Annotated in this window: 30 protein-coding genes and 2 tRNA genes; 9 read left to right on the forward strand and 23 right to left on the reverse strand. The window is 67.7% G+C overall.

Features of this window, described 5'->3' with window-relative positions; genetic code table 11:
- Nucleotides 1–143: 143 nt before the first annotated feature.
- The 6 genes from WB461_RS09800 to WB461_RS09825 all read right to left on the reverse strand — a co-directional run bounded on the left by WB461_RS09800 (nt 144) and on the right by WB461_RS09825 (nt 6,068).
- The gene (locus WB461_RS09800) at nt 144–380 is read right to left on the reverse strand and encodes a hypothetical protein (protein WP_423852549.1); all 237 of its coding nucleotides are present in this window, start codon (nt 378–380) and stop codon (nt 144–146) included.
- Between the two features lie 77 nt (nt 381–457).
- Nucleotides 458–1,294, reverse strand: a complete 837-nt coding sequence (locus tag WB461_RS09805; protein ID WP_423852550.1) for a sigma-70 family RNA polymerase sigma factor — start codon at nt 1,292–1,294, stop codon at nt 458–460.
- A 23-nt stretch (nt 1,295–1,317) separates the two neighbouring features.
- Nucleotides 1,318–1,791 (reverse strand): pantetheine-phosphate adenylyltransferase, encoded by a 474-nt coding sequence (gene coaD / locus WB461_RS09810; protein ID WP_423852551.1) that lies wholly within the window; start codon nt 1,789–1,791, stop codon nt 1,318–1,320.
- A gap of 1 nt (nt 1,792) precedes the next feature.
- On the reverse strand, nt 1,793–2,341 hold the full coding sequence (gene rsmD / locus WB461_RS09815; protein WP_423852552.1) for a 16S rRNA (guanine(966)-N(2))-methyltransferase RsmD: 549 nt from the start codon (nt 2,339–2,341) through the stop codon (nt 1,793–1,795).
- Complete coding sequence (recG, locus tag WB461_RS09820; RefSeq protein ID WP_423852553.1) at nt 2,338–4,479, reverse strand: ATP-dependent DNA helicase RecG; 2,142 nt, start codon at nt 4,477–4,479, stop codon at nt 2,338–2,340. The genes rsmD and recG overlap by 4 nt, the downstream gene beginning before the upstream one ends.
- On the reverse strand, nt 4,479–6,068 hold the full coding sequence (locus tag WB461_RS09825) for a DAK2 domain-containing protein (protein ID WP_423852554.1): 1,590 nt from the start codon (nt 6,066–6,068) through the stop codon (nt 4,479–4,481). Before WB461_RS09825 ends, recG begins: the two co-directional genes overlap by 1 nt.
- A gap of 161 nt (nt 6,069–6,229) precedes the next feature.
- Between WB461_RS09825 and rpmB the strand changes: the two genes are divergently transcribed.
- Both rpmB and WB461_RS09835 read left to right on the forward strand, forming a co-directional pair.
- Nucleotides 6,230–6,415 carry a 50S ribosomal protein L28 gene (gene rpmB, locus WB461_RS09830; protein ID WP_118394920.1) on the forward strand — a complete coding sequence of 62 codons (186 nt, stop codon included), beginning with the start codon at nt 6,230–6,232 and terminating at the stop codon, nt 6,413–6,415.
- A gap of 44 nt (nt 6,416–6,459) precedes the next feature.
- Entirely contained in the window at nt 6,460–7,878 is a 1,419-nt protein-coding gene (locus tag WB461_RS09835; RefSeq protein WP_423852555.1) for an amidase, read from the forward strand.
- Between the two features lie 13 nt (nt 7,879–7,891).
- Here the strand turns inward: WB461_RS09835 and WB461_RS09840 are convergent, their stop codons facing one another.
- Nucleotides 7,892–8,848, reverse strand: a complete 957-nt coding sequence (locus WB461_RS09840; RefSeq protein WP_423852556.1) for a thiamine-phosphate kinase — start codon at nt 8,846–8,848, stop codon at nt 7,892–7,894.
- An 85-nt stretch (nt 8,849–8,933) separates the two neighbouring features.
- Here WB461_RS09840 and WB461_RS09845 point away from each other — a divergent pair, with 85 nt between their 5' ends.
- Both WB461_RS09845 and WB461_RS09850 read left to right on the forward strand, forming a co-directional pair.
- Nucleotides 8,934–9,170, forward strand: a complete 237-nt coding sequence (locus WB461_RS09845) for an Lrp/AsnC ligand binding domain-containing protein (RefSeq protein ID WP_423852557.1) — start codon at nt 8,934–8,936, stop codon at nt 9,168–9,170.
- 3 nt (nt 9,171–9,173) lie between these two features.
- Nucleotides 9,174–9,623, forward strand: coding sequence for a DUF3515 family protein (locus tag WB461_RS09850; RefSeq protein ID WP_423852558.1), 450 nt, complete (start codon nt 9,174–9,176; stop codon nt 9,621–9,623).
- Nucleotides 9,624–9,627: 4 nt separating this feature from the next.
- Here the strand turns inward: WB461_RS09850 and WB461_RS09855 are convergent, their stop codons facing one another.
- Complete coding sequence (locus tag WB461_RS09855; RefSeq protein ID WP_423852559.1) at nt 9,628–10,686, reverse strand: D-alanine--D-alanine ligase family protein; 1,059 nt, start codon at nt 10,684–10,686, stop codon at nt 9,628–9,630.
- A 48-nt stretch (nt 10,687–10,734) separates the two neighbouring features.
- Between WB461_RS09855 and WB461_RS09860 the strand changes: the two genes are divergently transcribed.
- Nucleotides 10,735–11,802, forward strand: a complete 1,068-nt coding sequence (locus WB461_RS09860; RefSeq protein ID WP_423852560.1) for a trans-sulfuration enzyme family protein — start codon at nt 10,735–10,737, stop codon at nt 11,800–11,802.
- Here WB461_RS09860 and WB461_RS09865 read toward each other — a convergent pair.
- Both WB461_RS09865 and WB461_RS09870 read right to left on the reverse strand, forming a co-directional pair.
- Nucleotides 11,799–12,800, reverse strand: a complete 1,002-nt coding sequence (locus WB461_RS09865; RefSeq protein ID WP_423852561.1) for an NAD(P)H-dependent glycerol-3-phosphate dehydrogenase — start codon at nt 12,798–12,800, stop codon at nt 11,799–11,801. The two genes, WB461_RS09860 and WB461_RS09865, sit on opposite strands and share 4 nt — an antisense overlap.
- Nucleotides 12,801–13,538, reverse strand: coding sequence for a lysophospholipid acyltransferase family protein (locus tag WB461_RS09870; RefSeq protein WP_423852562.1), 738 nt, complete (start codon nt 13,536–13,538; stop codon nt 12,801–12,803).
- Nucleotides 13,539–13,581: 43 nt separating this feature from the next.
- Here WB461_RS09870 and WB461_RS09875 point away from each other — a divergent pair, with 43 nt between their 5' ends.
- Complete coding sequence (locus tag WB461_RS09875) at nt 13,582–13,773, forward strand: hypothetical protein (protein ID WP_423852563.1); 192 nt, start codon at nt 13,582–13,584, stop codon at nt 13,771–13,773.
- A 105-nt stretch (nt 13,774–13,878) separates the two neighbouring features.
- Here the strand turns inward: WB461_RS09875 and leuD are convergent, their stop codons facing one another.
- Both leuD and leuC read right to left on the reverse strand, forming a co-directional pair.
- The gene (gene leuD / locus WB461_RS09880; RefSeq protein ID WP_423852564.1) at nt 13,879–14,478 is read right to left on the reverse strand and encodes a 3-isopropylmalate dehydratase small subunit; all 600 of its coding nucleotides are present in this window, start codon (nt 14,476–14,478) and stop codon (nt 13,879–13,881) included.
- 2 nt (nt 14,479–14,480) lie between these two features.
- A complete protein-coding gene (gene leuC / locus WB461_RS09885) occupies nt 14,481–15,902 on the reverse strand; it encodes a 3-isopropylmalate dehydratase large subunit (RefSeq protein WP_423852565.1) in 1,422 nt (473 codons plus the stop codon).
- Between the two features lie 71 nt (nt 15,903–15,973).
- On the opposite strand from leuC, the gene WB461_RS09890 reads away from it, so the two are divergent.
- Nucleotides 15,974–16,690, forward strand: coding sequence for an IclR family transcriptional regulator (locus WB461_RS09890; RefSeq protein WP_423852566.1), 717 nt, complete (start codon nt 15,974–15,976; stop codon nt 16,688–16,690).
- Here the strand turns inward: WB461_RS09890 and WB461_RS09895 are convergent.
- From WB461_RS09895 to WB461_RS09930, 8 genes are all read right to left on the reverse strand, one after another.
- Nucleotides 16,687–17,112, reverse strand: a complete 426-nt coding sequence (locus WB461_RS09895; RefSeq protein ID WP_423852567.1) for a hypothetical protein — start codon at nt 17,110–17,112, stop codon at nt 16,687–16,689. The genes WB461_RS09890 and WB461_RS09895 overlap by 4 nt on opposite strands.
- 59 nt (nt 17,113–17,171) lie before the next feature.
- Entirely contained in the window at nt 17,172–17,609 is a 438-nt protein-coding gene (locus WB461_RS09900; RefSeq protein ID WP_423852568.1) for a hypothetical protein, read from the reverse strand.
- A gap of 62 nt (nt 17,610–17,671) precedes the next feature.
- Nucleotides 17,672–18,142 (reverse strand): methylated-DNA--[protein]-cysteine S-methyltransferase, encoded by a 471-nt coding sequence (locus WB461_RS09905; protein ID WP_423852569.1) that lies wholly within the window; start codon nt 18,140–18,142, stop codon nt 17,672–17,674.
- Entirely contained in the window at nt 18,139–19,584 is a 1,446-nt protein-coding gene (locus WB461_RS09910) for an AlkA N-terminal domain-containing protein (RefSeq protein ID WP_423852570.1), read from the reverse strand. The genes WB461_RS09905 and WB461_RS09910 overlap by 4 nt, the downstream gene beginning before the upstream one ends.
- Nucleotides 19,585–19,768: 184 nt before the next feature.
- A tRNA-Glu gene (locus WB461_RS09915) sits at nt 19,769–19,844 on the reverse strand.
- Nucleotides 19,845–19,910: 66 nt separating this feature from the next.
- Nucleotides 19,911–19,982: transfer RNA gene (locus tag WB461_RS09920), tRNA-Gln, on the reverse strand.
- 76 nt (nt 19,983–20,058) lie between these two features.
- Nucleotides 20,059–21,549, reverse strand: coding sequence for a glutamate--tRNA ligase (gene gltX, locus WB461_RS09925; RefSeq protein ID WP_423852571.1), 1,491 nt, complete (start codon nt 21,547–21,549; stop codon nt 20,059–20,061).
- Entirely contained in the window at nt 21,539–22,321 is a 783-nt protein-coding gene (locus WB461_RS09930) for a fumarylacetoacetate hydrolase family protein (protein WP_423852572.1), read from the reverse strand. The genes gltX and WB461_RS09930 overlap by 11 nt, the downstream gene beginning before the upstream one ends.
- 166 nt (nt 22,322–22,487) lie before the next feature.
- On the opposite strand from WB461_RS09930, the gene WB461_RS09935 reads away from it, so the two are divergent.
- Nucleotides 22,488–22,712: a hypothetical protein gene (locus WB461_RS09935; RefSeq protein WP_423852573.1), complete on the forward strand. Its 225-nt coding sequence runs from the start codon at nt 22,488–22,490 to the stop codon at nt 22,710–22,712.
- Between the two features lie 48 nt (nt 22,713–22,760).
- Here the strand turns inward: WB461_RS09935 and WB461_RS09940 are convergent, their stop codons facing one another.
- The gene (locus tag WB461_RS09940) at nt 22,761–23,525 is read right to left on the reverse strand and encodes an isoprenyl transferase (protein ID WP_423852574.1); all 765 of its coding nucleotides are present in this window, start codon (nt 23,523–23,525) and stop codon (nt 22,761–22,763) included.
- Nucleotides 23,525–24,253 carry a DNA repair protein RecO gene (recO, locus tag WB461_RS09945; RefSeq protein ID WP_423852575.1) on the reverse strand — a complete coding sequence of 243 codons (729 nt, stop codon included), beginning with the start codon at nt 24,251–24,253 and terminating at the stop codon, nt 23,525–23,527. The genes WB461_RS09940 and recO overlap by 1 nt, the downstream gene beginning before the upstream one ends.
- Before the next feature lie 83 nt (nt 24,254–24,336).
- Between recO and WB461_RS09950 the strand changes: the two genes are divergently transcribed.
- A complete protein-coding gene (locus tag WB461_RS09950) occupies nt 24,337–24,741 on the forward strand; it encodes a DUF3052 family protein (protein ID WP_423852576.1) in 405 nt (134 codons plus the stop codon).
- Between the two features lie 95 nt (nt 24,742–24,836).
- On the opposite strand, the gene WB461_RS09955 is transcribed toward WB461_RS09950, so the two are convergent.
- On the reverse strand, nt 24,837–25,844 hold a 1,008-nt coding region (locus WB461_RS09955; protein ID WP_423852577.1), incomplete at its 5' end, for an aldehyde dehydrogenase family protein.

Here is a 25,844-nt window from a genome sequence, read left to right on the forward strand (position 1 = left end):
CCACTGGACATCACGAGCGACGCGGTCATCGATGACGTCGTCGATGCCGTCCGTGACAAGTTCGGGTCGGCGTCCCTGCGCCGAGCGACCCAGATCGGCAAGCGGGAGCACCTTGCCGCGCCACTCATGCCGGACTGATCTGCTCAGCCCTCGGGGAGGTCCGCGAAGGCCCGCTTCATGTCGCGATACCAGCCCATCGACTTCTTGGGGTGGCGCCACCGCCCCTTCATCTCCTGGCGTGCCTCGTTGTGGGTGGTGTCGCCAGCCTCGTCCGTGTCCTTCAGGTGCTGGTCCTGGGCCTTGATGGCGTCGTCGGCGCTCTCAGCGTGATGCTCGAGGTCGCAGGGACCTCCCAGCTGGCGGCAGGTCATGGTCTTCATGGCGGTACGTCCTCCTGGATAGGTCCTCTTGTCCGGATGACGATCACCGGGCCGAGAATGTGACAGTACGGCGGGAGTCAACCCCGTCGGTCTGGGCCGAGCCGTCGCACGACCTCAGCGACGACGGTCGGGTCGGCAGCGAATCTGATGCCGTGGATGACGCCGTCGACTATCGCGAAGTCGAAGACAACCTTCGCCACCCCGCGGTCGAACCAAGCAGCAGCCGCTCGCTCGCGGGCGAACACGGCGAGTGCGGAGTGGGCCGACCCGTCGAAGAACTCGGCCACGGCCCGCCTGCCCTCGATCCGTTCCGGCGTCCCCAGCAGGATCGCGGTGCGGTCGCCCGTCACGGCGACGTCGGGGGCGAGCATCTGGATGAGGCGATCGAACTTGCCCTCCTTGGCCGCCTCCATGAAGGCGTCGACGACCTCCCAGTCTGCCGGCGCGGTCCCGGCGATCGGCCGGCCGATCCGGTGTCGTGCCCGCGACGCGAGTTGTCGGGCCGCGGCCGGAGTCGTGTCGAGAACGAGCGCAACCGTCCGGAAGTCGATAGCGAAGCTGTCGTGCAGCACGTACGCGACCCGCTCGCTCGGCGAGAGCCGGTCCAGCACAACCCGCAGGGCAGCGCCGACGGCCTCGGTCAACGCGACCTCGTCGGCCGGATCAGGATCAGCCTGCTCCTCGCCCACCTCGTCGGTGGGCACCGGCACGCGTGCCTTCAGCCGGTCGAGGCACAGCCGGGTCGTCACGGTAGTGAGCCAGGCCGGCAGACTCAGGATCTCGGCGTCGGTCGAGGCGAGGCGTAGCCAGGCCTGCTGCACGACGTCCTCGGCCTCGACCGGGTCCGCCAGCACGCGGGACGCGATCGCGACCAGCCGCGCGCGTTCGGCCTCGAAGGCCTCCGTCGGACCCATGGAACCGCCAGCGCTCGCCTGGGTCAGGAGTACTTCTTCTTGAGCTCGTCGTTGACGAAGCTGGGGATCAGGCCGGACACGTCGCCACCGTGCTTGGCGATCTCCTTGACCAGGCTTGAGGCCAGGAAGGAATACTCCGGCGTCGTCGGGATGAAGATCGTGTCCACCTCGGTCAGGCTGCTGTTCATCTGCGCCATCTGCAGCTCGTAGTCGAAGTCCGTGACGGCCCGCAGACCCTTCACGATCGCCGTCACGCCGTTGTCGTTGCAGAAGTCGACCAGCAGCCCCGCGAAGGACGCCGTCGAGACATTGGGCAGGTGTGCCGTGGCCCGGTCGAGCAGATCCAGTCGTTCCTCGATCGTGAACAGGCCACGCTTGTTCTCGTTGACCAGCACCGCGACCACGACCTCGTCGAACAGCCGCGCTGCTCGCTCCACGATGTCGAGGTGACCATTGGTCACCGGGTCGAAAGAACCGGGGCACACGACCTTCGTCATGTCAGCGACCGTACCAAAGCGTCGTCTCCCCGTACTTCTTCTCGCGGAGACCCTCGACGCCCTCGGGCCACCCGAACGGATCCCGAGTCGCCCGCTCCACCACGAACAGGGCGCCCGGACCGGAGCTGCGCCCCCTGATGTCGGCCACCAGCGAAGCAACCTTGTCAGTCGCCATCGCGTAGGGCGGGTCGATGAACACCAGTCCGAACGTCCCCCCGGGCGCTTCCGCCACGTAGCGCTCGGCGCTGGTCCGCGTGACGGACCCCCGTGCACCAAGCTCCTTGAGGTTGTGCTGGACGACGCGCGCCGCACGCGGGTCGGACTCGACGAACTGGGCGAACTGCGCCCCTCTGGACAACGCCTCCAGTCCCAGCGCACCCGAGCCGGCGAAGAGGTCCAGCACGGTGAGGTCGTCGTCGAACCCGCCCAGCTCGGACTCCAACGAGGAGAACAACGCTTCGCGCACCCGGTCGCTGGTGGGCCGTGTCCCGTCACCCTTGGGTGTGTGGATGCGTCGCCCGCCATACCTGCCGGCGATGATCCTGGTCATGTGCGCTCCAGATATTCGGCCTGCTCGGAGTGCTCCAGAGCATGCACCGCCGCGGCCAGTGCCGGCAGGGCCGTCAGTCCCGGATCGGACTCGACGACCGAGTCGGCCAGGCGGCGGGCCTCATCGATGACGTCGCCGTCCTTGACGACCGACAGCAGACGCAGACTGGACCGGACGCCAGACTGCCGCGCGCCGAGCACGTCCCCCTCGCGACGCAGCTCGACGTCAAGGCGAGAGAGCTCGAAACCGTCCGAGGTCGAGGCCACCGCGTCGAGCCTCTCCCGCGCCGGCGACCCGTCCTCGGTCGCCGTGACGAGCAGGCACAGACCGGCCTCGGTGCCGCGACCGACCCGGCCGCGCAGCTGGTGCAGCTGGGACATGCCGAATCGCTCGGCGTCCATGACGACCATGACCGTTGCGTTGGGCACGTCGACACCGACCTCGACCACGGTCGTCGCGACCAGGACGTCGAGGTCACCGCGTGCGAAGGCGTCCATCGTGGCGTCCTTGTCCTCGGCGCTCAGCCGTCCGTGCAACCGGCCCACCCGCAGCCCGTGCAGCGATCCGCCGGCGAGCTCCTCGCTCAGCTCGACGAGCGACCGGGTGTCCTTGTCCTGGCCGTCATCACTGTCGCCGATGCGGGACACCACGACATACGCCTGGCGGCCCTTGGCGACCTCCTCCCGCACCCGCGCCCAGCCCCGTTCGAGCCACGCGGGCCGTTCGGCGATGGGGACGACTGTCGTCTGTATCGGCTGCCGACCAGCCGGCAGCTCGCGCAGGGTCGACACCTCCAGATCACCGAACACCGACATGGCGATGGTGCGCGGGATCGGCGTCGCCGTCATGACCAGGACGTGCGGCGTGACCTCGGCCCGATCGACCAGAGCGGCTCGCTGCTCGACCCCGAACCGATGCTGCTCGTCGACCACCAGCAGACCCAGCTCGGCGAACTGCACGTGATCCTGGATGAGCGCGTGGGTACCGATGACGATCCCGGCCTCGCCGGAGGCCGCTTCGAGCAGTGACTCCTTGCGCGCCTTGGCGCCCTGTGATCCGGTCAGCAGACGAACCCGCGTGGCACCATCGGCGCCGCCGAGCATTCCGCCCTTCGCGAGATCTCCCAACATCGCGGTGATGGCGCGGAAGTGCTGTGCCGCCAGGACCTCGGTCGGCGCGAGCAACGCGGCCTGCGCGCCGGCATCGACGACCTGCAGCATCGCGATGAGCGCCACGATGGTCTTTCCCGATCCCACCTCGCCCTGCAGCAGACGATGCATGGGGTGCGTGTGCTCGAGGTCTGCGGAGATCTCGGCGACGACCTCGCGCTGGCCCGCCGTGAGCTCGAACGGCAGCGCCGACTCGAACCGCTCGCGAAGGCCGCCGGTGGCGACCGGCCGGGAGGCCGCGTGCTCCCGCTCCAGCTGGCTCCGACGCTGCGCGAAGACCGTCTGCACGACGAACGCCTCCTCGAACCGAAAGCGGTCACGTGCGCCCTGCCAGTCCGCCGCCGCGCGTGGCCGATGGATCGCCTGGAAGGAATCGCCGAGGTCGAGCAGACCTCGCTCCGAGCGCACGTCCCCAGGTAGCGGGTCGTCCAGCGGACCAATCGCCTCGAGACACATCCCGACGCACTGCTCGATCTTCCAGGAGGGCATCGCGGCGGTCGCACGGTAGAGCGGGATGATGCCGCGGCCGAGCCGCGAGCTCTCGGCCGGGTCACCGGACTCCTGGATCGGCTCCCAGTCGGGGTGCGTCAGCTGAAGCTTGCGGTTGAACTCGCTGACCACTCCTGCCGCGAGGCCCAGCGAGTCCGGCTGCATCGCCTTGAGCCGCCAGGCCTGCTGGAAGAACGTCAGCGTCAGCTCACCAGTGCCGTCGGTGACCACGACCTCGGTGCGGGTGCGCCGACCACCGGGGCCGAACGAGTAGTTCTTGACCGAGGCGACCCGGGCCAGGATCGTGACGTGCTGGCCGACCTCCAGCCCCGCCAGATCGGTCAGCTTGCCCAGCTCGGCGTATCGCCGTGGGTAGTGCCGCAGCAGGTCTTCGACCACCAGCATGTCGAAGGTCTTGGTGAGTGGCTTGGTCGTCTTGTCGCCCAGGACGTTGACCAGCTTGGTCGACAGCTCGATCATCACTCGACCGCGATGAACAGCGGATAGTTTTCCTGGCCACCCTCGTAGACCACCAGATCGACGTCGGGGCGCAGGGAGCGAAGGTGGGCCGCGATGGAATCCTCGATCCCGCGCTCGACGCCCTCGCCCATCACGACTGTCAGCATCTCACCGGCCGGGGACAGGATGCGGTCGATGACGTCGTACGCGACCGAGAGGATGTCCTGGCCCACGACCGCGAAGTCACCCGCCACGACACCCAGGACGTCGCCGGGCTCGCACGGCCCGACCATGGTCATGCCGGGTTCGGTCGCGACAGTGACGGCTCCGTGCTGCGTGTGCGCGGCTGCGCTCGACATCGCCACGACGATCTCGTCGAAGGCCAGCCCCGGGTCATGCACGGCGAGTGCCGCCAGGCCCTGCACCTGCGCGTACGTCGGGATGACGGCGACCCGAACACCGTCCTGCCGAGCGGCCTGGGCTGCAGCCTCGAACCGGCGCACATAGCGCTGGTTGTTGGGCAGCACGATCACCTCGGCCGCCCCCGCGCTGCGCAGGGATGCACTCATCTCGGCGATCGTGAGTGGGTGCTCGCGGGTGAACTCGAGAGTCTGCGCTCCGGCTTCCTCGCACAACGCGGTGAGTCCGGCACCGGTCGTCGCCGAGATCACGACGCGTCCCGACCGTGGGGCCCGGGCCATCTGGTCGGCGAAGTGGGTCACCGCGATGCGGTAGGGCCGACCGGCGCCGATCCCGGCCTCGATCGCAGCACCGACGTCATCGACGTGGACGTGGACGTTCCAGAGCCGCTCACCGCCCACGATGACGAGCGAGTCGCCCATCGGCAACAGCGCAGCGCGAAGCTCGACGACTCGATCGTCATCGGCCTCGAGGAGGTACATGACTTCGTACGACGGCCCGTCCGCGCTGAGGTCGTCGCCCGCGCCGGCGACCGGCACCGGCACGAAGCTGCTCGCCTGCGCCGGCACCCGACCGGTGAGCGCCTGCTCGGTTGCGTCGAGCACCACCACCAGCGCCCGCCCTCCAGCGTCCACGACGCCCGCGCGGGCCAGGAGCTCCATCTGCTGCGGGGTGCGGGCCAACGCCTCGCGCGCAGCACGGGCTGCCTTGGCGAAGACCGTTCGCCCATCGACCCCGGCCTCTGCTGCCTCGGTCGCTCCACCGGCTGCGGCCTTGGCGACCGAGAGGATCGTGCCCTCGACGGGCGCGCCAACCGCAGCCCACGCTGCGTCCGAGGCAGCCACGAACGAACGAGCGACCTCAGCGGCCGTGACCTCGCCGCCCTCGAGCTGCAGATCCTTGAAGCAGGCCCGGACCAGCTGCGACAGGATCACTCCCGTGTTGCCCTTGGCACCGGTCAGCAGCCCGTCGACATATGACTTGACCACGACCGACAGCGGCGCGTCTACAGCCACGGTCGCAATCGCTTCCGAGCCCGACACGAAGGTCAGATATGCGTTCGTGCCGGTGTCGCTGTCGGGGACCGGGAAGACGTTGAGCGCGTCGATCTCGGCTCGAGCGGCCGAGAGGGCTCCGGCGCACAGCTGCGTCCACGCCCTGAATTGCGCGGAGTCGAGGGTGAGGCCCATGGGGGGAGGCTATCGCTCCACGGCCCCCGCACAGACGACCGCGCGGGCTGATTCGCGTCTGCGTCGGTTCGTCGGCTATTCTTGTGCGGTTGCCATCTGGTCCGTCGGGCCAGCAGGGCACCCCCATTTGTTCGTCAAGTCTCAATGTTCAGGAGTTCGCCGTGGCTGCGGTCTGTGATGTGTGCGCCAAGGGACCCGGCTTCGGCCACAACGTCTCCCACTCGCACCGACGCACCAAGCGTCGTTTCGATCCCAACATCCAGCGCGTCCGCGCTGTGATCAACGGGACCCCCCAGCGTGTCAACGTCTGCACCGGCTGCCTCAAGGCCGGCAAGGTGTCGCGCTAGTCACTTTTCTGGTCCAGCCAGTCAATTGACCCTAGAGTCATCTCGTGATCAACGAGATGACCGACCGTGTCCACGCCTTCGGCGATGATGCACTCGGCGACCTCGACGCAGTCGGGGTCGCCGTTGCCATTGCCTCAGGTCGGATCAGCGCCCGCGAAGTCACCGAGGCCGCGATAGCGCGAGCCGAGCGCGTCAACCCGGCCCTGAACGCCATCCAGCACTCCGACTTCGAGCGTGCCCGCAGCGCTGCCGACCGGCCTGCTGCCGGGGCGCTCTCGGGCGTACCGACCTTCGTCAAGGACAACACTGACGTTGCCGGGTTGCCGACCGATCAGGGCTCACTCGCCGTCAGCTCTCGGCCCGCCACCGCGAATGCGCCATTCACCGACCAGTTCCTGTCCGCCGGTCTGACCGTCCTGGGCAAGTCGACGATGCCGGAGTTCGGCTTCAATGCGTCCACCGAGTACGAGAGCCTTCCGCCGACCCGCAACCCATGGAACACCGGATACTCGGCCGGCGCTTCCTCGGGCGGGTCCGCAGCGCTGGTGGCGGCGGGCGTCGTTCCCATAGCGCACGCCAACGACGGCGGTGGCTCGATCCGGATCCCTGCCGCCGCGTGTGGTCTGGTCGGGCTGAAGCCGACTCGTGATCGCGTCGTGCCGGCGGCCGAGGCTGCGAAGCTGCCGGTCGACATCGTGTCCAACGGCGTGGTGACGCGCTCAGTGCGCGACACGGCACACTTCCTCGCAGCAACACAGGCCTACCTGCCGGCCGTCGGCCTACCACCGATCGGGCTGGTCGAGGGTCCGTCGGACCGCCGTCTCCGCATCGGCATGATCGTCGACTCGATCACCGGGGTTCCGACCGACGAGGACAGCAGGAAAGCTGTGCTCGCGACCTCGGACCTCCTGGGTGCCCTGGGCCACGACGTCGTCGAGGTCGATCTGCCTGTGGACCGGGCGTTCATGGAGGACTTCAAGCACTACTGGGGTCTGCTGGCGTTCTCCACCCAGCACTTCGGCCGAAGCATCATGGGTCCCGGCTTCGACAAGTCGCTCACCGACCCGCTGACCCGGGGACTGGCCCGCAGGTTCATCCGGCAGGCGTGGCGCACACCCGGCGCCATCCGCGGTCTCAAGCGCTCCGAGCGGCGCTACCGAGCCGCATTCGCCGACGTCGACCTGATCATGTCACCGACCCTGGGATTCGCGACGCCCGAGCTGGGCCACCTGTCCCCCGCCGTCGAGTTCTCGGTGATGTTCGAGCGACTGATCCAGTACGCCGCGTTCACACCGCTCAACAACGCCGCCGGCGGTCCCGCGATCTCGCTGCCACTGGGACGATCCTCGGCCGACATGCCGATCGGCGTGCACTTCTCGGCCGATCATGGCGACGAGCAGACCCTCCTCGAGATCGCCTACGAGCTCGAGGCCGCGCAGCCCTTCGCGAGGATCCAGGACTGATTCGTCACACCACTCAGCGAAAGTGCTGATGACCGGCCGGACCGTCGTACGGCTGCCCGTCGACCGTCACGCCGCGGCCGTCCGACACGGTGCCGATCCTGGTCCACCCGCTCGGGAGCTCTCCCTGCGAGCTGAAGGTCGCGACCAGGGCGTAGTCGTCCCCGCCGGTCAGCACGAATCCCAGCGCATCGGCGCCGAGGGCTTCGCTCACGGTCGCCACCGGACCCGGGATCTCGAAGGTGACGGACTCCAGGTCGATCGAGACACCGCTGGCATCGGCGAGGTGGCCCAGGTCGGCGAGCAAGCCGTCGCTGACATCGGTCATCGCAGTCGCGCCCGCCGCTGCGGCCTGCGGCCCGGCGGCATACGGCGGATGCGGCACCCGGTGCGTCTCGACTGCAGCCTTGGGCGAGCGGAAGCCACGACTCAGCGTCGCGTAGCCGGCACCCGCCAGCCCCAGGATCCCGGCATATGCCACGACATCGCCGGGCAGGGCACCCGACCGAAGGACGGGGCGTGCCACGTCCCCCATGGCGGTGACAGCGAGGACGATCTTGTCCGAGGCCGTGACATCACCGCCGACGATGTGCGCGCCGACATTGGCACACTCCTCCTCGAACCCACGGACCATCTCCAGGACCCACGAGACCGGCAGATCCGCCGGTGCACCAAAGCCCAGGGTCATGGCGGTCGCGACGCCGCCCATCGCATTGATGTCCGAGAGGTTGCATGCCGCAGCCTTCCGGCCGATGTCGTGGGCGGAGGACCAGTCGCGACGGAAGTGCCGGCCCTCGATGAGCAGATCGGTCGACACGATGTACGACCCGTCGTTGGTCGAGATGTGAGCGGCATCGTCCCCGGAGCCGAGCAGGATGTATCGGTTGTCACCGATCTGCGCCCGGACCTGGTCGATCAGCCCGAACTCTCCGACATCACCGATGGTGGGCTCGTTCGCAGCACTGGTCGCCATGAGGGCATTGTGTCGCAGCCACCGGGCCACTGGGCCCACCGGATCAGGTAGCGTGTCACAGTCCGGTCAAACAAAGGGGTTCTCGATGGCTGTTCAGGCATACATCCTCGTCCAGACCGAGGTCGGCAAGGCCGCCGACGTCGCCACGGCTATCGCCGCCATCGCTGGCGTCACGCTTGCTGAGGACGTCACGGGTCCCTACGACGTCATCGTGCGGGCCGAGGGTCCGAGCGTCGACGAACTGGGCGCCCTGGTCGTCACCCAGGTCCAGAACGTCCCTGGCATCACCCGGACGCTGACCTGCCCCATCGTCCGTATCTGAGGCGTGAGACGCGCACCCCTCACAGCTGCCCTGCTGGGCCTGCTGCTCGCGGCGTCCTGCGGATCGACGCTGTCGGTCGACGGCTACCCGACCGAGCCCGGCACTTCGGTCAACTGTGAGGCGCTGCTCGCGGACCACCCGTTGACGGTGGCCGGACAGAAGAACCGGATCGTCCGGGACGCCAACGCCGCCGCATGGGGCGATCCTCCGATCATCCTGCGCTGTGGTGTCGAAAAGCCGCGCGACCTCGGACCGGCAGCACGCTGCGACATGGTCAACGACGTCGGCTGGTTCACCGAGTCGACCGCTGACGGCTACCTGTTCACGACCATCGGCCGGGAGTACTTCGTCAGCGTCGAGGTGCCGCACACGTACGATCCCGAAGCCGATGCGCTGGCCGATCTCGCCGATGCCGTCGCGCGGCACGATCCCGTCGTCAAGCCATGCGTCTGACGGTCTAGCGCAGGCCGGTGTCGCGGTGCAGCGCGAGCTGGATCAGTCGGTCGACCAGCTCTGGGTAGGAGACGCCGCTGGCCTCCCACAGCACCGGGAACATCGAGTAGGGCGTGAAGCCCGGCATCGTGTTGATCTCGTTGACCACCAGGCCCTCGTCGGACCAGAAGAAATCGACCCTCGCGAGGCCTTCACAGCCCACCGCCTCGAAGGCCTTCACCGCGTAGGTGCGGATGCGCTCGCGCAGCGTCTCGGAGATGTCGGCCGGCACGACGTTGAGGCTCGTGCCGTCGAGGTACTTCGCCTCGAAGTCGTAGAACTCGTGACGCGAGTCCGCCGCGACGGTGATCTCGCCGACGACGCTTGCCACCGGTGTCCCATCGGGCTGCTGCATCACGGCGCACTCGAGCTCCCGCTTGCCTTGGGCTGCGGCCTCGACGATGACCTTGGGATCGAAGCTCCGGGCCGCACGCATCGCTGCGTCGAGCCCGTCCCACGTGTCGACCATCGTGACGCCCGAGCTGGATCCGGCACGCGCCGGCTTGACGAAGACCGGCAGGCCGAGTGCCCGGATGCGCGCCTCGACCCGGTCGCGCTCACGACTCCACTGCCACGGAAGCACCGTCACGTACGGGATCTGCGGCAGGCCGGCTGCCGAGAACACCGTCTTGGTGAACGGCTTGTCCATGCTGACGGCGCTGGACAGGACCCCGGCGCCGACGTAGCGGACGTTCGCCATCTCGAACAGGCCCTGGATCGTGCCGTCCTCGCCCCACGGGCCGTGCAGGAGTGGGAACACCGCATCGAATTCACTCAGGTCCTCCCAGCGGAACGCGGGACGATCCGCGCGCACCTCGGGAAGCTGACCGGCTGCGATCTCGGGCCATTCAGCAGTTTCCTCGACCCACTGACCGTCGCGAGTGATGCCGACCGGACGGATGTCGTAGCGCTCGGGGTCGATCGCCGCGATCACCTCACGGGCGGTGAGGCACGAGACGCCATGCTCGCTGGAACGGCCGCCAAAAACAACGGCGAGGCGCGATCTGCCGAGTGAAGTGTTCATCGAGAGGCTCATTGCCGAGCACGATACCGGTCAAGGCATGATGGCTTCATGCGCGGACACGAACTTTCACCCTCGACCATTGCCGTCGGCTCCGGGCGTCCGAACCGGGTCCCGGGAGGACCGCTCAATGCGCCGATCACGCTCGCCAGTGCGCTGGTGCCGGGCGGCGCCTCGGAGTACGGCCGCCAGGGCAATCCGACCTGGGAATCGTTCGAGACGGTGCTCGGCGCGCTGGAGGGAGGACGGGCTCTGGCGTTCGCCTCGGGGATCGCGGCCACGACGGCCCTGTTCGATCTCGTGCCCGGCAACGCCGCTGTGGTGGCTCCGCGCCACGCCTACTACGGCACGATCAACCAGCTGCAGGAGCGTGCGCGACGAAAGCAGATCGAGCTCCGGCTCGTTGACATCGACGACACTCAGCAGGTGATCAACGCCTGCCAGGGTGCCGCGCTGGTCTGGATCGAGTCACCGACCAATCCAGCCCTGGAGATTGCCGACATCGCCGCGATCGCTCAGTCGGCGTCGCAGTCAGGTACCGCAGTCGCGGTCGACAACACCTTCGCGACTCCCCTGCGCCAGAAGCCGCTCGAACAGGGCGCGGACTTCGTCGTCCACTCGGCCTCCAAGCTCCTGTCCGGGCACAGCGACGTCATCCTCGGCGCTGTGGTCACCAACAGCGACCGGGCGTACGACGCCATCGAGAAGCGGCGCCGTGTGCTCGGCGCGATCCCGGGAGCCATGGAGACCTGGCTCGCAACGCGCGGTATGCGGACACTGCACGTCCGGCTGGATCGGGCCGAGGAGAACGCCCGCGAGCTGCACCGGCGGCTGTCAGCCTCAAGTCGTGTCGTCTACTCCCGTTATCCCGGTTTCGGCACGATCATCGCCTTCGAGGTCGTCGGCGGCGCCGCGGTCGCGCAGAAGATGACTGAGCAGAGTGACGTCATCACGTATGCGACGAGTCTGGGTGGTGTCGAGTCGACATGGGAACGACGCCGTCGACACGCCGGAGAGCCCGAGAGCGTCCCAGAAGGACTGATCCGGTTCTCGGTGGGCATCGAGGACGTCGAAGATCTGTGGACCGACGTCGAGAACGCGCTGGCTGCGTTCTCCTAGACCGTCTCGGGCTTGGCCTGTCTGGAGATCAACCGCGAGACCAGGTCGTCCGGGCTCATCTCCCCCTCGATCAGTGCGGCCACGTGCTCGACGATCGGCATCTCGACGCCATGCAGCTTGGCCAGCTCGCTGACCGACACGCATGACTTGACCCCCTCGGCGACCTGGTTGGTCTGCGCCGTGACCTCCTCCACGCTCATTCCCTGACCGAGCTTCTCGCCGAACGTCCGGTTGCGGGACAGGGGTGACGAACAGGTCGCGACGAGGTCACCCATGCCGGCCAGGCCCATGAACGTCACAGGGTCCGCTCCGATCGCGGCACCGAGACGTGCGGTCTCGGCAAGCCCTCGAGTGATGACCGATGCCTTGGTGTTGTCGCCGTAGCCCAGGCCCACGCACACGCCGACGGCGAGGCCGATGATGTTCTTGGCGGTGCCGGCGAGCTCGCAGCCGATGACGTCGGTCATGGAGTATGGGCGGAACGAGGCTGTGTGGCAGGCCTGCTGGAGACGCTCGGCCACGGCTTGATCAGCACAGGCAACCACGCTGGCAGCCGGTTCACGATTGGCGATCTCACGCGCCAGGTTGGGCCCGGAGACGACAGCGATGCGCTCAGGTCCGGCGCCCGTGATCTCGGCGATGACCTCACTCATCCGCTTGTGCGTTCCCAGCTCGACGCCCTTCATCAGGCTCACGAAGATCGCGTCCGGGGGGACGTGCTTGCTCCAGGACTCGAGATTGGTGCGCAGCTGCTGGGAGGGGACCGCGAGGACGACGATCTCGGCACCGGCCAGCGCTTCGGCGGGATCCGACGTCGCCGAAACTTCCTTCGGCAGCGCGACCCCGGGGAGGTAGTCGGAGTTCTCGTGGGCGGTGTTGATGGCTTCGCAGAGCTCGGGGCGGCGGCCCCAGAGGCGCACGTCGTTGCCGGCGTCTGCCAGCACCAGCGCGAATGCCGTTCCCCACGATCCTGCGCCCATCACGGCTGTCTGCGCCATTCACGATTCCCGTCGCTGGTAGTTGGTTTTCGGTCTGCTCAACGTATGCACATCGATGCGAGGTGTCGAGGGAAGCTCTCCACGCACTTGGGACATCATGGCAGTCAAACTGTCCATCAGCCGGTCGGTCGCTGTGTGAAGCACCTTCTCGGTCAGCTCCTGGTCGACGAGGTCGGACAGATCGATCGGCTTGCCGACCCGGATGTGAATCGTCCTGCGGGGGAACAGCCGCACCCGCTTGGCGTAGGGCCACAGGATCTCCTGCGGCCCCCACTGCATCAACGGCACCAACGGCCGACCGGTCATCAGGGCGACACGGACGGCTCCCGTTCGACCGCTCATGGGCCAAGCGGCCGGGTCACGGGTGATCGTGCCCTCGGGATAGATCGTGACGACTCGACCCTCCTCGACCGCCGTGGCCGCGGCACGCAGGGACTCTGCAGCGCCCGTGGTGCTGCGATAGACCGGAATCTGCTCGGCGGACCTCAGGATCCAGCCAAACCCCTTGGCGCTGACCAGCGTGTCCTTGGCGAGGAACTGTGGAGCGATGCCGTTGTCCAGCATGAAGTGCGAGATCAGGAACGGATCGAGGTGCGAGATGTGATTGGGCGCCAACACAAAGCCGCCATCCGGCAGGTTGTCCATGCCCTGCCAGTCTCGCTTCGTCACCAGCATCAGCACGGGCCTCAGGAAGAACCTGATGACCCGAACGACGGTGGGGACGGGGTGTTTCGCCATGACCGCGAGCCTAATCCTTCGGCTCGGCACTAGGGTGACTGCCATGCAGGGCACCGTCGCAACCTTCGATCCGTCCACCCGCAGCGGGCGGCTGCTGACCGACGAGGGCATGCCACTGGAATTCCCGGCTGCCTCGCTCGCCGAGCACATCCGGCACCTGCGTGTCGGTCAGCGCGTGTTCATCGAGACGGACGGCACCTCCGTGACCTCCGTCGCCATCTGGCAGCAACGCTGACGGGTCACTTGCAGCGGCGTGGCGGGCCACTTGTCGCGTGCCGAGGGGTCAGCAGCGGCGTGTGTGCTGCTGGCGAAGCTCAGCGACGACTGCGCCGCGTCGATGTCAGAGCGTGGCGGGTTTGAAGCTGGGGCGCGTCGCCTCGTACGCGAGGATGTCAGCCTCGTGTCCCAAGGTGATGCCGACGTCGTCCAGACCCTCAAGCAGGCGCCACCTGGTGTAGTCGTCGATCGTGAACAGGCCCTCGATCGCTTCGGCGCCCTCACCGGCCTTGACGGTTCGCGACTCGAGATCAATCGTGATCGACGCGCCGGGATTCTCGTCCAGGTGATCCCACAGCCGCTGCACGACGGCGTCGTCGACCTCGGCGGCCAGCAGCCCCGCCTTGCCCGAGTTACCTCGGAAGATGTCGCCGAACCGCGGCGAGATGACGACCTTGAAGCCGTAATTCTGCAGCGCCCACACTGCGTGCTCGCGGGACGAGCCCGTGCCGAAGTCCGGGCCGGCGACCAGGACCGTGGCGTCTTTGTACGCATCCTGGTTCAGCACGAAGGCCGGATCGCTTCGCCAGGCCGAGAACAGGCCTTCCTCGAATCCGTCCCGGGTGACCTTCTTGAGCCACACCGCGGGGATGATCTGGTCGGTGTCGACATTGCTGCGCCGCAGCGGTGCGCCGACTCCGGTGTGCGAGGAGAACTTCTCCATGATCAGGCTCCTGCCTTCTCGAGCTGGGCCAGGTCGGCCGGCCCGGCCAAGTGCCCCAGGATTCCGGTGGCCACTGCAACGTCGGGCGAGACGAGGTGCGTACGGCCACCCTTGCCCTGGCGACCTTCGAAGTTGCGATTGGACGTCGAGGCGGCTCGTTCCCCCACCATGAGCTGGTCAGGGTTCATCCCCAGACACATCGAGCAGCCCGCGCCGCGCCACTCCGCGCCGGCGTCCTTGAAGATCACGTCAAGTCCCTCCTGCTCGGCCTGCAGGCGTACCCGCACCGAACCCGGGACGACCAGGATGCGGGTGTCGGCCGCCACCTTGTGACCCTCCATCAAGGAGGCAGCGACCCGAAGGTCCTCGATCCGACCGTTGGTGCACGAGCCGATGAACACCGTGTCGACCTTGATGTCCTTCATCGGAGTGCCGGCCTCGAGACCCATGTAGCGCAGGGCGTTCTCGGCGGCGATCCGCTCGTTGTCGTCCTCGAACGACGCGGGATCCGGCACATTGCCTGACAGCGGCACGCCCTGGCCGGGGTTGGTACCCCACGTGACGAACGGTGTGATGGTCGAGGCGTCGATCGTGATGACCTTGTCGAACTCGGCATCATCGTCTGTCACCAGGCTGTCCCAGTGCGCGACGGCGGCATCCCAGTCGGGGCCCACCGGCGCGCTGGGGCGCCCTTCGAGGTAGTCGTACGTCGTCTGGTCGGGAGCGATGAGCCCGGCCTTGGCGCCCCACTCGATCGACATGTTGCAGATCGTCATCCGGGCCTCCATCGACAGGGCACGGATCGCGTCGCCGCGGTACTCCACGATGTAGCCCTGGCCGCCACCCGTGGTCTCCTGGGTGATGAGTGCCAGGATCAGATCCTTGGCCGTTGATCCGGCTGGCAGTTCGCCGACGACGTCGACGGCCATCATCTTGGGCTTGGCCTGCGACAGCGACTGCGTGGCGAGCACGTGCTCGACCTCGGAGGTGCCGATACCAAAGGCGATCGAGCCAAACGCCCCGTGCGTCGAGGTGTGCGAGTCGCCGCACACGATCGTCATGCCGGGCTGGGTCAGGCCCAGCTGCGGTCCGACGACGTGGACGATGCCCTGGTCGAGGTCACCCATGGGGTGCAGACGTACACCGAACTCCGCGCAGTTGCGACGCAACGTCTCCACCTGCGTGCGGGAGACCAGGTCAGCGATCGGCTTGTCGAGGTCGGTCGTCGGAATGTTGTGATCCTCGGTAGCCAACGTGAGATCGGGACGGCGCACCGGACGCCCGGCGATCCGGAGACCATCGAAGGCCTGCGGACTCGTGACCTCGTGGATCAGGTGCAGGTCGATGTAGAGCAAATCCGGCTCGCCCTCGTGGCGGCGAACGACGTGCTCTTCCCAGATCTTCTCGGCCAGGGTCTTGCCCATGGTGGTTCTCCTCGACGGATGCTGTGCTTCTCAGGCTTGCGTCTCACAATGCGATACGGCAGTATCAAGACATGGACAACTCTAGCGGAGTCGGGGTTCTCGACAAAGCCGCACTCGTGCTCGCCGCCCTCGAGCCGGGTCCGGCAACACTGGCGGGGCTTGTCGCCAGCACCGGTCTGGCCCGTCCCACCGCCCACCGGCTCGCGGTGGCGTTGGAACATCATCGACTCGTCGCTCGGGACATGCAAGGACGCTTCATCCTCGGACCCCGGCTCGGCGAGCTCGCGGCAGCCGCCGGTGAGGATCGCCTGCTGGCCGCGGCCGGTCCCGTGCTGGCTCGCCTGCGTGACATCACCGGCGAGTCCGCCCAGCTGTTCCGTCGCCAGGGCGACTTCCGCGTGTGCGTGGCGGCCGCGGACCGCCCAACCGGTCTGCGCGACTCGATTCCCGTTGGCGGCCAGCTCACCATGAGCGCCGGCTCCGCAGCCCAGATCCTACTGTCGTGGGAGGACCCAGAGCGGATGAACAAGGGGCTGCTCAAGTCCACGTTCTCGGCCGCTGAGCTCTCCGCCGTGCGCCGCCGCGGCTGGGCGCAGAGCGTCGGCGAGCGGGAGAACGGGGTGGGCTCGGTGTCCGCACCGGTCCGCTCCCCCTCGGGCAAGGTCGTCGCAGCGGTGTCGGTGTCCGGCCCGCTCGAGCGCCTGACCCGCCAGCCCGGTCGCATGCACGCACCAGCCGTCGTCGCCGCGGCCGAGCGGCTCTCGCAGAGCCTGCGGCGCACCAGCTAGGCGGCGAGGTCGTCGGGCGACATCACCTGCAGGACCGAGTCGTCAGCCCGGTGAATCGGCCAGTTAGCGAGGGACTGCATCGACATCGCAGCGTTGATCGCACGAATCCAGGCAAGATCGGTCGTCCGCGTCCCGGCGTTGCTCGGGCGGGCCCAGAGCACTGCCCACGAGCCTTCCGGATCGACCTCGTCGAGAGACGATCGCAACGAGCGCGCGAGCGCGACCAGCATCGAGCCGTCCGGTGCGACGGGACAGTCGGTGAGGTTGATGACTGATGGGAGGACAAGTCCGTCGCAGCCCAGCATGATGGCAAAGATCTGTCGGGTGCCGAACCCCAGTGGCTCGATGAGCAGCCGCCAGGCGGCCTCGAGATCAGCCAGCGTTCGGATCGGTGGGAGCTGACGGAGATCGCGTGAGGTCATGTCACCACGATCTGTCCTCGCGCGGCGACCGTCGAACGCTCCGTCCACAGGCAATTCATTCAGATCAGCTCCATGAGGAGCTGCTCCTTGCGCATTCGGCCGAATCCCACGACGCCCTGCTCCCGCGCTGCCACGCGCAGCCGGGCCACGGTCCAGCTCGGCTCAGGCAGCGGCGGCGCGTCCCGCAGAGCCAGAGGTTCGGCGCGGGGATGGTCCGCGATCACCAGACGCTTCCGGCCCTCGGCCCGGTTCCCGGACCACCGCCTGGCCAAGTTCGTCGTCTGAACGATCGCGGTCACGGCCGCCGCGCGTACCTTCTGCACCGGCGATCGCCCTCCGGCCTTCGGACGCCACGAGCCCGATGCAGCCTGCAGACCATGAACCCGGTTCTGCAGGAGCGCCACCTGATTGGCGAGCTCTTCGGAGCGCGCCTCGGCAGACAGCAGTTCGAGCTCAAGCGTGCAACGGCTCGGCGATCTCGTGCTCGTGGGTGACATGCGGACCTCCCCTTCAGGTCACACCACCGTGCCCTCCGGGGGTAAACGCAGAGCGAACGCGATCAGAACAGTCCAGGCATTTCGAGATCGAGCAAGGTCTTCTTGCGCTCAAGCCCACCGGCGTATCCGGTCAGCGATCCGTCCGATCCGATGACTCGGTGGCACGGCACCACGATCGGAATCGGGTTGGCACCGTTGGCAGCCCCGACGGCGCGGGAGATCACCGGTTCGTAGCCCAGACGGCGCGCGATGTCGGCGTAGCTCACGGTCTCGCCGTACGGGATCCGCCGCAGCTCGGCCCACACCTTCTTCTGAAACTCCGTGCCGTCATTGGCCAGCGGGAGATCGAAATCGGTCCGCTCCCCGGCGAAGTACTCGGTGAGCTCCTGCTGGGCCCGGTCCAGCAGCGCATGGGTGATCCGCCGGCTGCGCGGAGCCGCGGCACCGAAATCGATCGCGGTCACGAGGTCGGCGGAGACATGGATGCGCAGCCCGCCGATCGGGGAATCCATCCATCGGGTCATCGTGCTCATCCGGGTGTCCTTTCGAAGGCGGAGGTGGCGCGCCACAGGTGCATGCCCGCGTAAGAGCGCCACGGACGCCACCGGTCGGTGTCGTCCTGGGTCAGACCACGACGTTCGAGCTCCCGCCGGAGCACGAGATCGGTGGTCAGGAGGATGTCTGGGTGGGCCAGCGCGCGCATCACGATGTAGTCGGCGGTCCAGGGGCCGATGCCTCGCATCCCGACCAGCTGCTCACGGACGGCCTCGCGATCGGCACCGGGATCGAGCTCGAGCATGCCGGCAGCGACAGCGTGCGCGAGATCGACGATGGCTCGCGCACGTGACTGCGGCATGCCCATCTCCGTGGGGTCGGCCTCGGCGAATGCCTCGGGCGCGGGGAAAGCATGGGTGAGTCCGAACGACGCCGCGAGTTCGAAGTCGACCGCGGTCCCCCGCGTCGGCACATGGCGTCCCAGGACCGTGTTCGCGCCGGCGACCGAGACCTGCTGGCCGACGATCGTGCGCACCGCGACCTCGAAACCATCGACGTGCGCCGGCACCCGCAGGCCCGGCGCCCCTGCCACCAGTTCACGAAGGGACGGATGGGCGCCAAGCACTGAATCGATCGCGGCCGGGTCGGCATCCAGGTCGAGCATGCGCCGGGCCCGGCCGATCGCAACGGCGGTGTCGCGCAGATCCGCCAGCTCCAGCTCGCACGACACATGGTCGTCGTGCAGTATCAGCGCCATGGCACCCAGCCCGTTGGGGAGGCGCAGCACCCGGGCGTACGTGCGGTCGCGAATCGCCTCGACCCCGGGCAGAAGATGCGCCCGGAGGAAGTCGAGCAGCGCCTCGGCGTGGAATGGCTGGCGCACGGCGAGGCGCACCGTCACCCGCCCGGTGGGCGTGCTGCGCCGGCGGCCCCGCATCTGCGTCGGAGAAAGTGCGTAGACGTGCCGCACCGAATCGTTGAATTGCCGGATCGACGCGAAGCCCGCCGCGAAGGCGATGTCTGACATCGGCATCTGGGTCGTCTCGATCAGCACCCGGGCAGCATGTGCCCGGTTGCTGCGGGCCAGCGCCAGCGGCCCGGCACCCAGCTCGTGGGTCAGCATCCGGGTGACGTGACGCTGGCTGTAGCCGATCCGGCTCGCCAGGCCCTCGACACCCTCACGCTCGACGATCCCGTCGCCGATCAGGCGCATGGCGCGACCCACTGCATCCGCGCGTACATTCCACTCCGGCGATCCTGGCGTCGTGTCGGGCCGGCAACGTCGGCACGCCCGGAATCCGGCCTCCTGAGCAGCGGCGGCCGTGGCATGGAAGGTGACGTTGTGACGCTTGGGTGTCACGGCCGGGCATGATGGTCGGCAGTAGATACCGGTCGTCGTGACCCCCGTGTAGAAGACGCCGTCGAAGCGCGCATCTCGAGACTGCACCGCGCGATAGCAGCGTTCGTGATCGGTGTGCATGCCTCCATCATGACGCCCGGTCACGACACTTACTAGCGGGATTCGGACGCAGTGGCCGCGGGTCTGGCCGGCGCTGCTCACCGACGGAGAGGCCGTGCCTTCAACTGGGCCGAGTGGCGCAAGGCCCGCCCACCACGTAGAAGATCCCCTGACCGGCGTCCGCGCTGGTCAAGGGATCTTTCCATGGTAGCCCCGACGGGATTCGAACCCGCGCTACCGCCTTGAGAGGGCGGCGTGCTAGGCCGCTACACAACGGGGCCATGGGTGGTCTTGCGACCGCACAAAACCCTACCAAAGCATGCTCGAAAGCTGCTCGGAGGGTTTCGCTGGGATACTAGGACTCGAACCTAGAATGGCGGTACCAGAAACCGCTGTGTTGCCAATTACACCATATCCCAATGGCTACGGACTGGGTCCGAGCCGAGGTCACACTTTACCCGACTCCCCCGCTCCGACCCAAACCGGGAGGGCTGGTCACGAGCCGATCACGGCATGCAGGCGCGCCAGTGCAACGTCCCGACCGAGCAACTCCAGCGACTCGAACAACGGCGGAGAGATCCGACTGCCCGTCACCGCAACGCGAACCGGACCGAATGCCAGGCGAGGCTTGAGGCCGAGCCCTTCGATCAGTGCGCTCCGCAGGGCGGACTCGATCGTGTCGGTGGACCAGTCTGCGACCTCGGCGAGCGCCTCGTGTGCCGCACGAGCCACCTGGACACCCGCATCGTCCAGATTCTTCGCGCGGTCAGCCTCGTCGATCGAGAAGTCTGCGTCGCTGACGAAAAGGAAGCGCAGCATGTCGACGGCCTCGGTGAGCAGCGTCATCCGCTCGTGGACCAGCGGCGTCGCAGCCGCGAGCGTGCGCATCTGCTCCTCGGATGGCTCCGCGTCGATCAGACCGGCCGCCTGGAAGTACGGTACGAGCCGCTCACGCAGCTCCGGCTCCGGCAGCAGCCTGATGTGCGAGCCGTTGATGGCCTCGGCCTTCTTGATGTCGAAGCGCGCCGGATTGGGATTGACCCGTCCGATCTCGAACGCCTCGACCATCTCGGGGATCGAGAAAACGTCTCGGTCCTCAGCGATCGACCAGCCCAGTAGCGCCATGTAGTTGAGCAGCGCCTCAGGCAGGAAGCCCTTGGGTTTGTAGTCCAGCAGGTTGGACTCGGGATCACGCTTGGAAAGCTTGCGATTGCCCTCACCCATGACGAACGGCAGGTGGCCGAACTCGGGCGTGAATCCGCCGCCGACGCCGATCTCGGCGAATGCCTCGTAGAGGGCGATCTGCCGAGGTGTCGAGCTGAGCAGGTCCTCGCCGCGCAAGACGTGCGTGACGCCCATCATGGCGTCGTCGGTGGGGTTGGTCAGCGTGTAGAGCGGCTGGCCGTTGGCCCGCACCAGAACGTAGTCCTGCACGTTGGCGGAGTCGAAGGTGATCTCCCCTCGCACCAGATCAGTGAAGGTGTAGACGCGCTCAGGCATCTTGAACCGGATGACCGGCTGCCGGCCCTGAGCCTCGTACGCCGCGATCTGCTCGACGCTGAGGTCACGATGCAGTCCGTCGTAGCCGCTGGGCCTGCCGGCCGCGCGAGCCGCGTTGCGGCGCTCCTCCAGCTCCTCGGCGCTGTCGTACGCCTTGTAGGCGAAGCCCGCATCGAGCAGCCGCTCCGCCACGTCGGCGTAGATGTCCATGCGCTCGGACTGGCGGTAGGGACCGTGCGGGCCACCGACTTCGGGGCCCTCGTCCCAGTCCAGCCCCAACCAGTGCATGACTTCCACGAGCAACGCGAACGACTCCTCGTTGTCGCGCGACGTGTCGGTGTCCTCGATGCGGAACACGAACTGGCCCCCGTGGTGCCGGGCGAAGGCCCAGCTGAACAGGGCGGTACGGGCCATACCGACGTGCGGGTTGCCGGTGGGGGACGGGCAGAAGCGCGCCACGACCGGGCGGGGCAGATCACTGCTCACGGCTCACCACACTGTTCGTGAGGGTGCCGATGCCCTCGATGCTCACGCTGACGTCGTCACCGACTTGCATCGGGCCGACGCCCTCGGGCGTACCGGTGAGGATGACGTCGCCGGGCAGCAGCGTCATGAACGAGGACACGTACTCCACGATGTCGGGCACGGAGAAGACCATGTCGGACGTGCGCCCGTCCTGCTTGATCTCGTCGTTCAGTCGCGTCGTGACCGCGACGTCTGCTGGGTCGAAATCAGTCTCGATCCAAGGCCCGAGCGGGCAGAACGTGTCGAAGCCCTTCGCTCGCGCCCACTGGCCGTCGCTGGCCTGCAGATCGCGTGCCGTGACATCGTTACCGATCGTGTATCCGAAGATCACCTTGGCAGCATCGGCCGCTGAGATGTCGCGACAGATGCGGCCGATCACGACGGCGAGCTCACCCTCGTAGTGCACGTCCCGGCTCTGGTCGGGATAGAAGATCGGCTCCCCCGGCCCGATGACGCTGGTGTTGGGCTTGAGGAAGATCAGCGGCTCGGTGGGCACCTCTCCACCCATCTCGGCGGCGTGCTTGGCGTAGTTCTTTCCGACGCACACGACCTTGCTGCGCGGGATGACCGGCGCCAGCAGACGCACGTCGGCGAGCGGGATCTTTTGTCCGCTGAGGTTGAGCCCCGCGTACAGAGGGTCGCCGTTCAGCACCGCGATGGTGGGGACGCCGTTGTCGTCCCCGATGACTCCGAAGCGGGGGTCGTCGTCACCCGCAAACCTGGCAATGCGCACGGTCTTCAGCGTACGGCTTCGCCGGTTGCCTCCCGACTCCGGCTGGCTCCGCCCGCGCTCTTCGCAACAAATGTGAGATGAATCACCATGGGGAGCAATCCGGCTGCCCACCCGTCGCGAATACGGATCAGTGGCCGACACGCGGCCACAGCATTGGAGGTTCCTCATGAGATTCCAGATCAAGATGCTGCTGGCCGCAGGTATCGCAGCGGCGGCACTCACCGCCACGGGCGGGCCGGCGTCAGCCGCACACTGCAACGACAGCGGCGGCCCGGGCAACTCCGACTTCTCCTCGCACGTGCAGGCCAACAACGGTCCGGGTGGGCACAACGAGGGCGACCACCAGGGCTGGAGCTCCTGCAACCCCAACGCCAAGAGCGGCGGACGCTGACTCGCGGGGCGGCGGGTCGACTGAGGTCCGCCGCCCAGCGCAGCCTGGTCAGGCCGAGCCGTAACGCCGGTTGCGTGCGGCGTACTCCTCGATCGCGGTCCACAGCGCGCGCCGGTCGACGTCGGGCCAGGCAATGTCGCTGAAGACCAGCTCGGCGTAGGCCGACTGCCACAGCAGGAAGTTGCTGGTGCGCTGCTCCCCCGACGTCCGCCAAAACAGGTCGACATCCTCCATGTCGGGCTCGTCGAGATAGCGGGCAAAGGTCTTCTCGGTGATCTTGTCGGGACTGACCCTCCCGGCTGCGACGTCACGCGCCAGCGCCCCAGCGGCGTCGGCGATCTCGGCACGTCCGCCGTAGTTGACGCACATCGTGAGTGTCAGCACGTCGTTGTCCTGGGTCAGTTCCTCGGCAGTCTCGAGCTCCTTGATGACGCTGCGCCACAGACGGGGACGACGACCTGCCCAGCGCACCCGTACTCCGAGCTCGTGCATCTCGTCGCGGCGTCGCCGGATCACGTCGCGGTTGAATCCCATCAGGAACCGCACCTCATCGGGCGAGCGCTTCCAGTTCTCGGTCGAGAATGCGTACGCCGAGATCGCCTTCACGCCGATCTCGATCCCTCCCTCGACGACGTCGAACAGCGCCGCCTCGCCCATCTCGTGACCCGCGGTGCGCGGCAGGCCGCGCTGCTTGGCCCACCGCCCGTTGCCATCCATCACGATCGCCACATGACGCGGAACCTGTTCGAGTGGGATGTCGGGCGGCGTCGCGCCCGAAGAGTGCGGGACCGGGTGACGCACCTCGCGCCGCACTAGCGATCCACGTGGGTCAGGGAGCGCAGTCCACGCTCGAGGTGCCACGACAAATAGGCGCTGACGATGCTGCTGGCCTCACGGCGGGATCGGTCGTCCGAGGTGCCGACGGACGCCCAGTCACCGCTGAGCAGGCCCGCGAGCAATGTCACGGTGAACGGCGACGGAGCGGCCGAGCCAGCGACCCGGCAGTCGTCGCAGAGCATCCCGCCCGATGCGGCATGGAAGTTGCGGTGCGGACCTTCTGCAGCGCAACGGGCACACCCGTCGAACGTCGGCGCGTAGCCCGCGATCGACAGCGCCCGGAGCTGATAGGAGTCCAGGATCAGGCTCGGCGTCATCCGCCCCTCGGTGAGCGCGCGCAGGGCCCCGACGAGCAGCTGTAGCTGCGGCACGGCCGGCTCGCCGTCCTCAGTCACGAGACGCTCCGCGGTCTCGAGCATCGCGGTGCCGGCGGTGTAGGCCGCGTAGTCGGCGCCGAGATCCTTCGCGAATGCATTGACGGTCTCGGCCTGCGTGATGATGTCGAGCGACCGGCCCTCGGCAAGCTGCAGGTCGACGTGCATGAACGGCTCGAGCCGACCGCCGAATCGCGACGTCGTCTTGCGAACGCCCTTGGCGACGGCTCGCACCAGGCCGCGGTCGCGGGTGAGCAACGTGATGATGCGATCGGCTTCGCCGAGCTTGTGGACACGCAGCACGATGCCGGTGTCGCGGTAGAGGCTCACCCGCCCATTGTGCCGTGCGGGTGGGACATATGTGCCGCACGGCTCGCCCGGGGGAGACCACTGCGCGGCCGTACGATCGGGGCATGGCCCAGACCTCCGGCTATTCAGGCACACCCCAGCTCAAGAAGCTGGACATCAGGCCAGGCGTGCGGCTCGTCGTGATGGACGCGGACTCGAAGTGGTCGTTCGCCGAACCGCTCGTCGACGTCGAGCTGGTGCCTCCCGGCCCGACCGATGTCGCCCTCGTCTTCGTGCGGTCCGTCGCCCTGCTGGACTCGCTGGTCGAGTGGAGCGAATGGATCTTCCCCGCCGGCTCCCTGTGGATTGCCTGGCCGCGCCGGGCCGCAGGTCACGTCAGCGACATCACCGAGAACGCGATCCGCGACGCCGCGCTGGAGATCGGTCTGGTCGACGTCAAGGTCGCGGCGATCGACCAGGACTGGTCGGGCCTCAAGCTCTTGTGGCGCAAGGAGAACCGGGTCCGCTGATCAGTCGAGGCAGAACTCGTTGCACTCCGGGTCGAGCATCGTGATCAAGCCGTACTCCATCGGCGGTGCGGGCTCGACCCGGTGGACGCGGTTCGTCAGCCGAACTCGACGCCCTGCGCCAGGGGCAGCTCGGTGGAGTAGTTGACGGTGTTGGTCGAGCGGCGCATGTATGCCCGCCACGCGTCGGAGCCGGACTCACGGCCTCCTCCGGTCTCCTTCTCGCCACCGAAGGCGCCGCCGATCTCGGCACCAGAGGGCCCGATGTTGACGTTGGCGATGCCGCAGTCCGAGCCGACGGCCGACATGAACGTCTCGGCCTCACGCACGTCGAGGGTGAAGATCGACGACGACAGGCCTTGAGCGACCTCGTTGTGCATCACCATGGCCTCGGCGAAGTCGGTGTACGTCAGCACGTAGAGCAACGGTGCGAAGGTCTCGGCCTTGACGATCTCGGTCTGCTTGGGCATGTCGACGATGGCGGGGTGGACGTAGAAGCCGTCGCCGGCGACGGTGGCCCGGGTGCCGCCGGTGACGACCTCGCCACCGTCGGTCTGCGCCTGCTCGATCGCCGCCCCGAAGCCCTCGAATGCGCTCTGGTCGACCAGCGGGCCCACCAGGGTCGACGCATCCAGGGGCGAGCCGATCGGCAACGTCTCGTATGCCGCCTTGAGCCGCGCCACCAGATCGTCCTTGATCGACTCGTGCACGATGATCCGGCGCAGCGATGTGCAGCGCTGACCGGCAGTACCGACCGCGGAGAACACGATGCCGCGGACTGCGAGATCCAGATCGGCCGACGGGGCGACGATCGCGGCGTTGTTGCCGCCGAGCTCGAGCAACGTCCGACCGAGACGGGCCGCGACGCGTGGGGCGACCTCCTTGCCCATCCGAGTCGAGCCGGTGGCGGACACCAGCGGCACGCGGGGATCGTCGACCAGGGCCGCGCCGACCGTGCGGTCACCGATCAGCACCGCCGACAATCCCTCGGGGACGCCCGCACGACGGCCGGCCTCGGCCGCCAGTGCCTGGCAGCCCAGTGCGGTCAGGAGAGTCTTCTCGGACGGCTTCCAGACCACGGCGTCGCCGCACACGAAGGCCAGAGC

Source organism: Aeromicrobium sp. (genome assembly GCF_049587115.1).
Lineage (GTDB): Bacteria > Actinomycetota > Actinomycetes > Propionibacteriales > Nocardioidaceae > Aeromicrobium.

Bases quoted from the DNA above. Each gene is read 5' to 3' on its own strand.
- WB461_RS09800 (WP_423852549.1), bottom strand. From the start codon at position 380: ATGAAGACCATGACCTGCCGCCAGCTGGGAGGTCCCTGCGACCTCGAG.
- WB461_RS09805 (WP_423852550.1), bottom strand. From the start codon at position 1,294: ATGGGTCCGACGGAGGCCTTCGAGGCCGAACGCGCGCGGCTGGTCGCG.
- coaD (WP_423852551.1), bottom strand. From the start codon at position 1,791: ATGACGAAGGTCGTGTGCCCCGGTTCTTTCGACCCGGTGACCAATGGT.
- rsmD (WP_423852552.1), bottom strand. From the start codon at position 2,341: ATGACCAGGATCATCGCCGGCAGGTATGGCGGGCGACGCATCCACACA.
- recG (WP_423852553.1), bottom strand. From the start codon at position 4,479: ATGATCGAGCTGTCGACCAAGCTGGTCAACGTCCTGGGCGACAAGACG.
- WB461_RS09825 (WP_423852554.1), bottom strand. From the start codon at position 6,068: ATGGGCCTCACCCTCGACTCCGCGCAATTCAGGGCGTGGACGCAGCTG.
- WB461_RS09840 (WP_423852556.1), bottom strand. From the start codon at position 8,848: ATGGCGACCAGTGCTGCGAACGAGCCCACCATCGGTGATGTCGGAGAG.
- WB461_RS09845 (WP_423852557.1), top strand. From the start codon at position 8,934: ATGGCTGTTCAGGCATACATCCTCGTCCAGACCGAGGTCGGCAAGGCC.
- WB461_RS09855 (WP_423852559.1), bottom strand. From the start codon at position 10,686: ATGAACACTTCACTCGGCAGATCGCGCCTCGCCGTTGTTTTTGGCGGC.
- WB461_RS09860 (WP_423852560.1), top strand. From the start codon at position 10,735: ATGCGCGGACACGAACTTTCACCCTCGACCATTGCCGTCGGCTCCGGG.
- WB461_RS09865 (WP_423852561.1), bottom strand. From the start codon at position 12,800: ATGGCGCAGACAGCCGTGATGGGCGCAGGATCGTGGGGAACGGCATTC.
- WB461_RS09870 (WP_423852562.1), bottom strand. From the start codon at position 13,538: ATGGCGAAACACCCCGTCCCCACCGTCGTTCGGGTCATCAGGTTCTTC.
- WB461_RS09875 (WP_423852563.1), top strand. From the start codon at position 13,582: ATGCAGGGCACCGTCGCAACCTTCGATCCGTCCACCCGCAGCGGGCGG.
- leuD (WP_423852564.1), bottom strand. From the start codon at position 14,478: ATGGAGAAGTTCTCCTCGCACACCGGAGTCGGCGCACCGCTGCGGCGC.
- leuC (WP_423852565.1), bottom strand. From the start codon at position 15,902: ATGGGCAAGACCCTGGCCGAGAAGATCTGGGAAGAGCACGTCGTTCGC.
- WB461_RS09890 (WP_423852566.1), top strand. From the start codon at position 15,974: ATGGACAACTCTAGCGGAGTCGGGGTTCTCGACAAAGCCGCACTCGTG.
- WB461_RS09895 (WP_423852567.1), bottom strand. From the start codon at position 17,112: ATGACCTCACGCGATCTCCGTCAGCTCCCACCGATCCGAACGCTGGCT.
- WB461_RS09900 (WP_423852568.1), bottom strand. From the start codon at position 17,609: ATGTCACCCACGAGCACGAGATCGCCGAGCCGTTGCACGCTTGAGCTC.
- WB461_RS09905 (WP_423852569.1), bottom strand. From the start codon at position 18,142: ATGAGCACGATGACCCGATGGATGGATTCCCCGATCGGCGGGCTGCGC.
- WB461_RS09910 (WP_423852570.1), bottom strand. From the start codon at position 19,584: ATGCACACCGATCACGAACGCTGCTATCGCGCGGTGCAGTCTCGAGAT.
- WB461_RS09935 (WP_423852573.1), top strand. From the start codon at position 22,488: ATGAGATTCCAGATCAAGATGCTGCTGGCCGCAGGTATCGCAGCGGCG.
- WB461_RS09950 (WP_423852576.1), top strand. From the start codon at position 24,337: ATGGCCCAGACCTCCGGCTATTCAGGCACACCCCAGCTCAAGAAGCTG.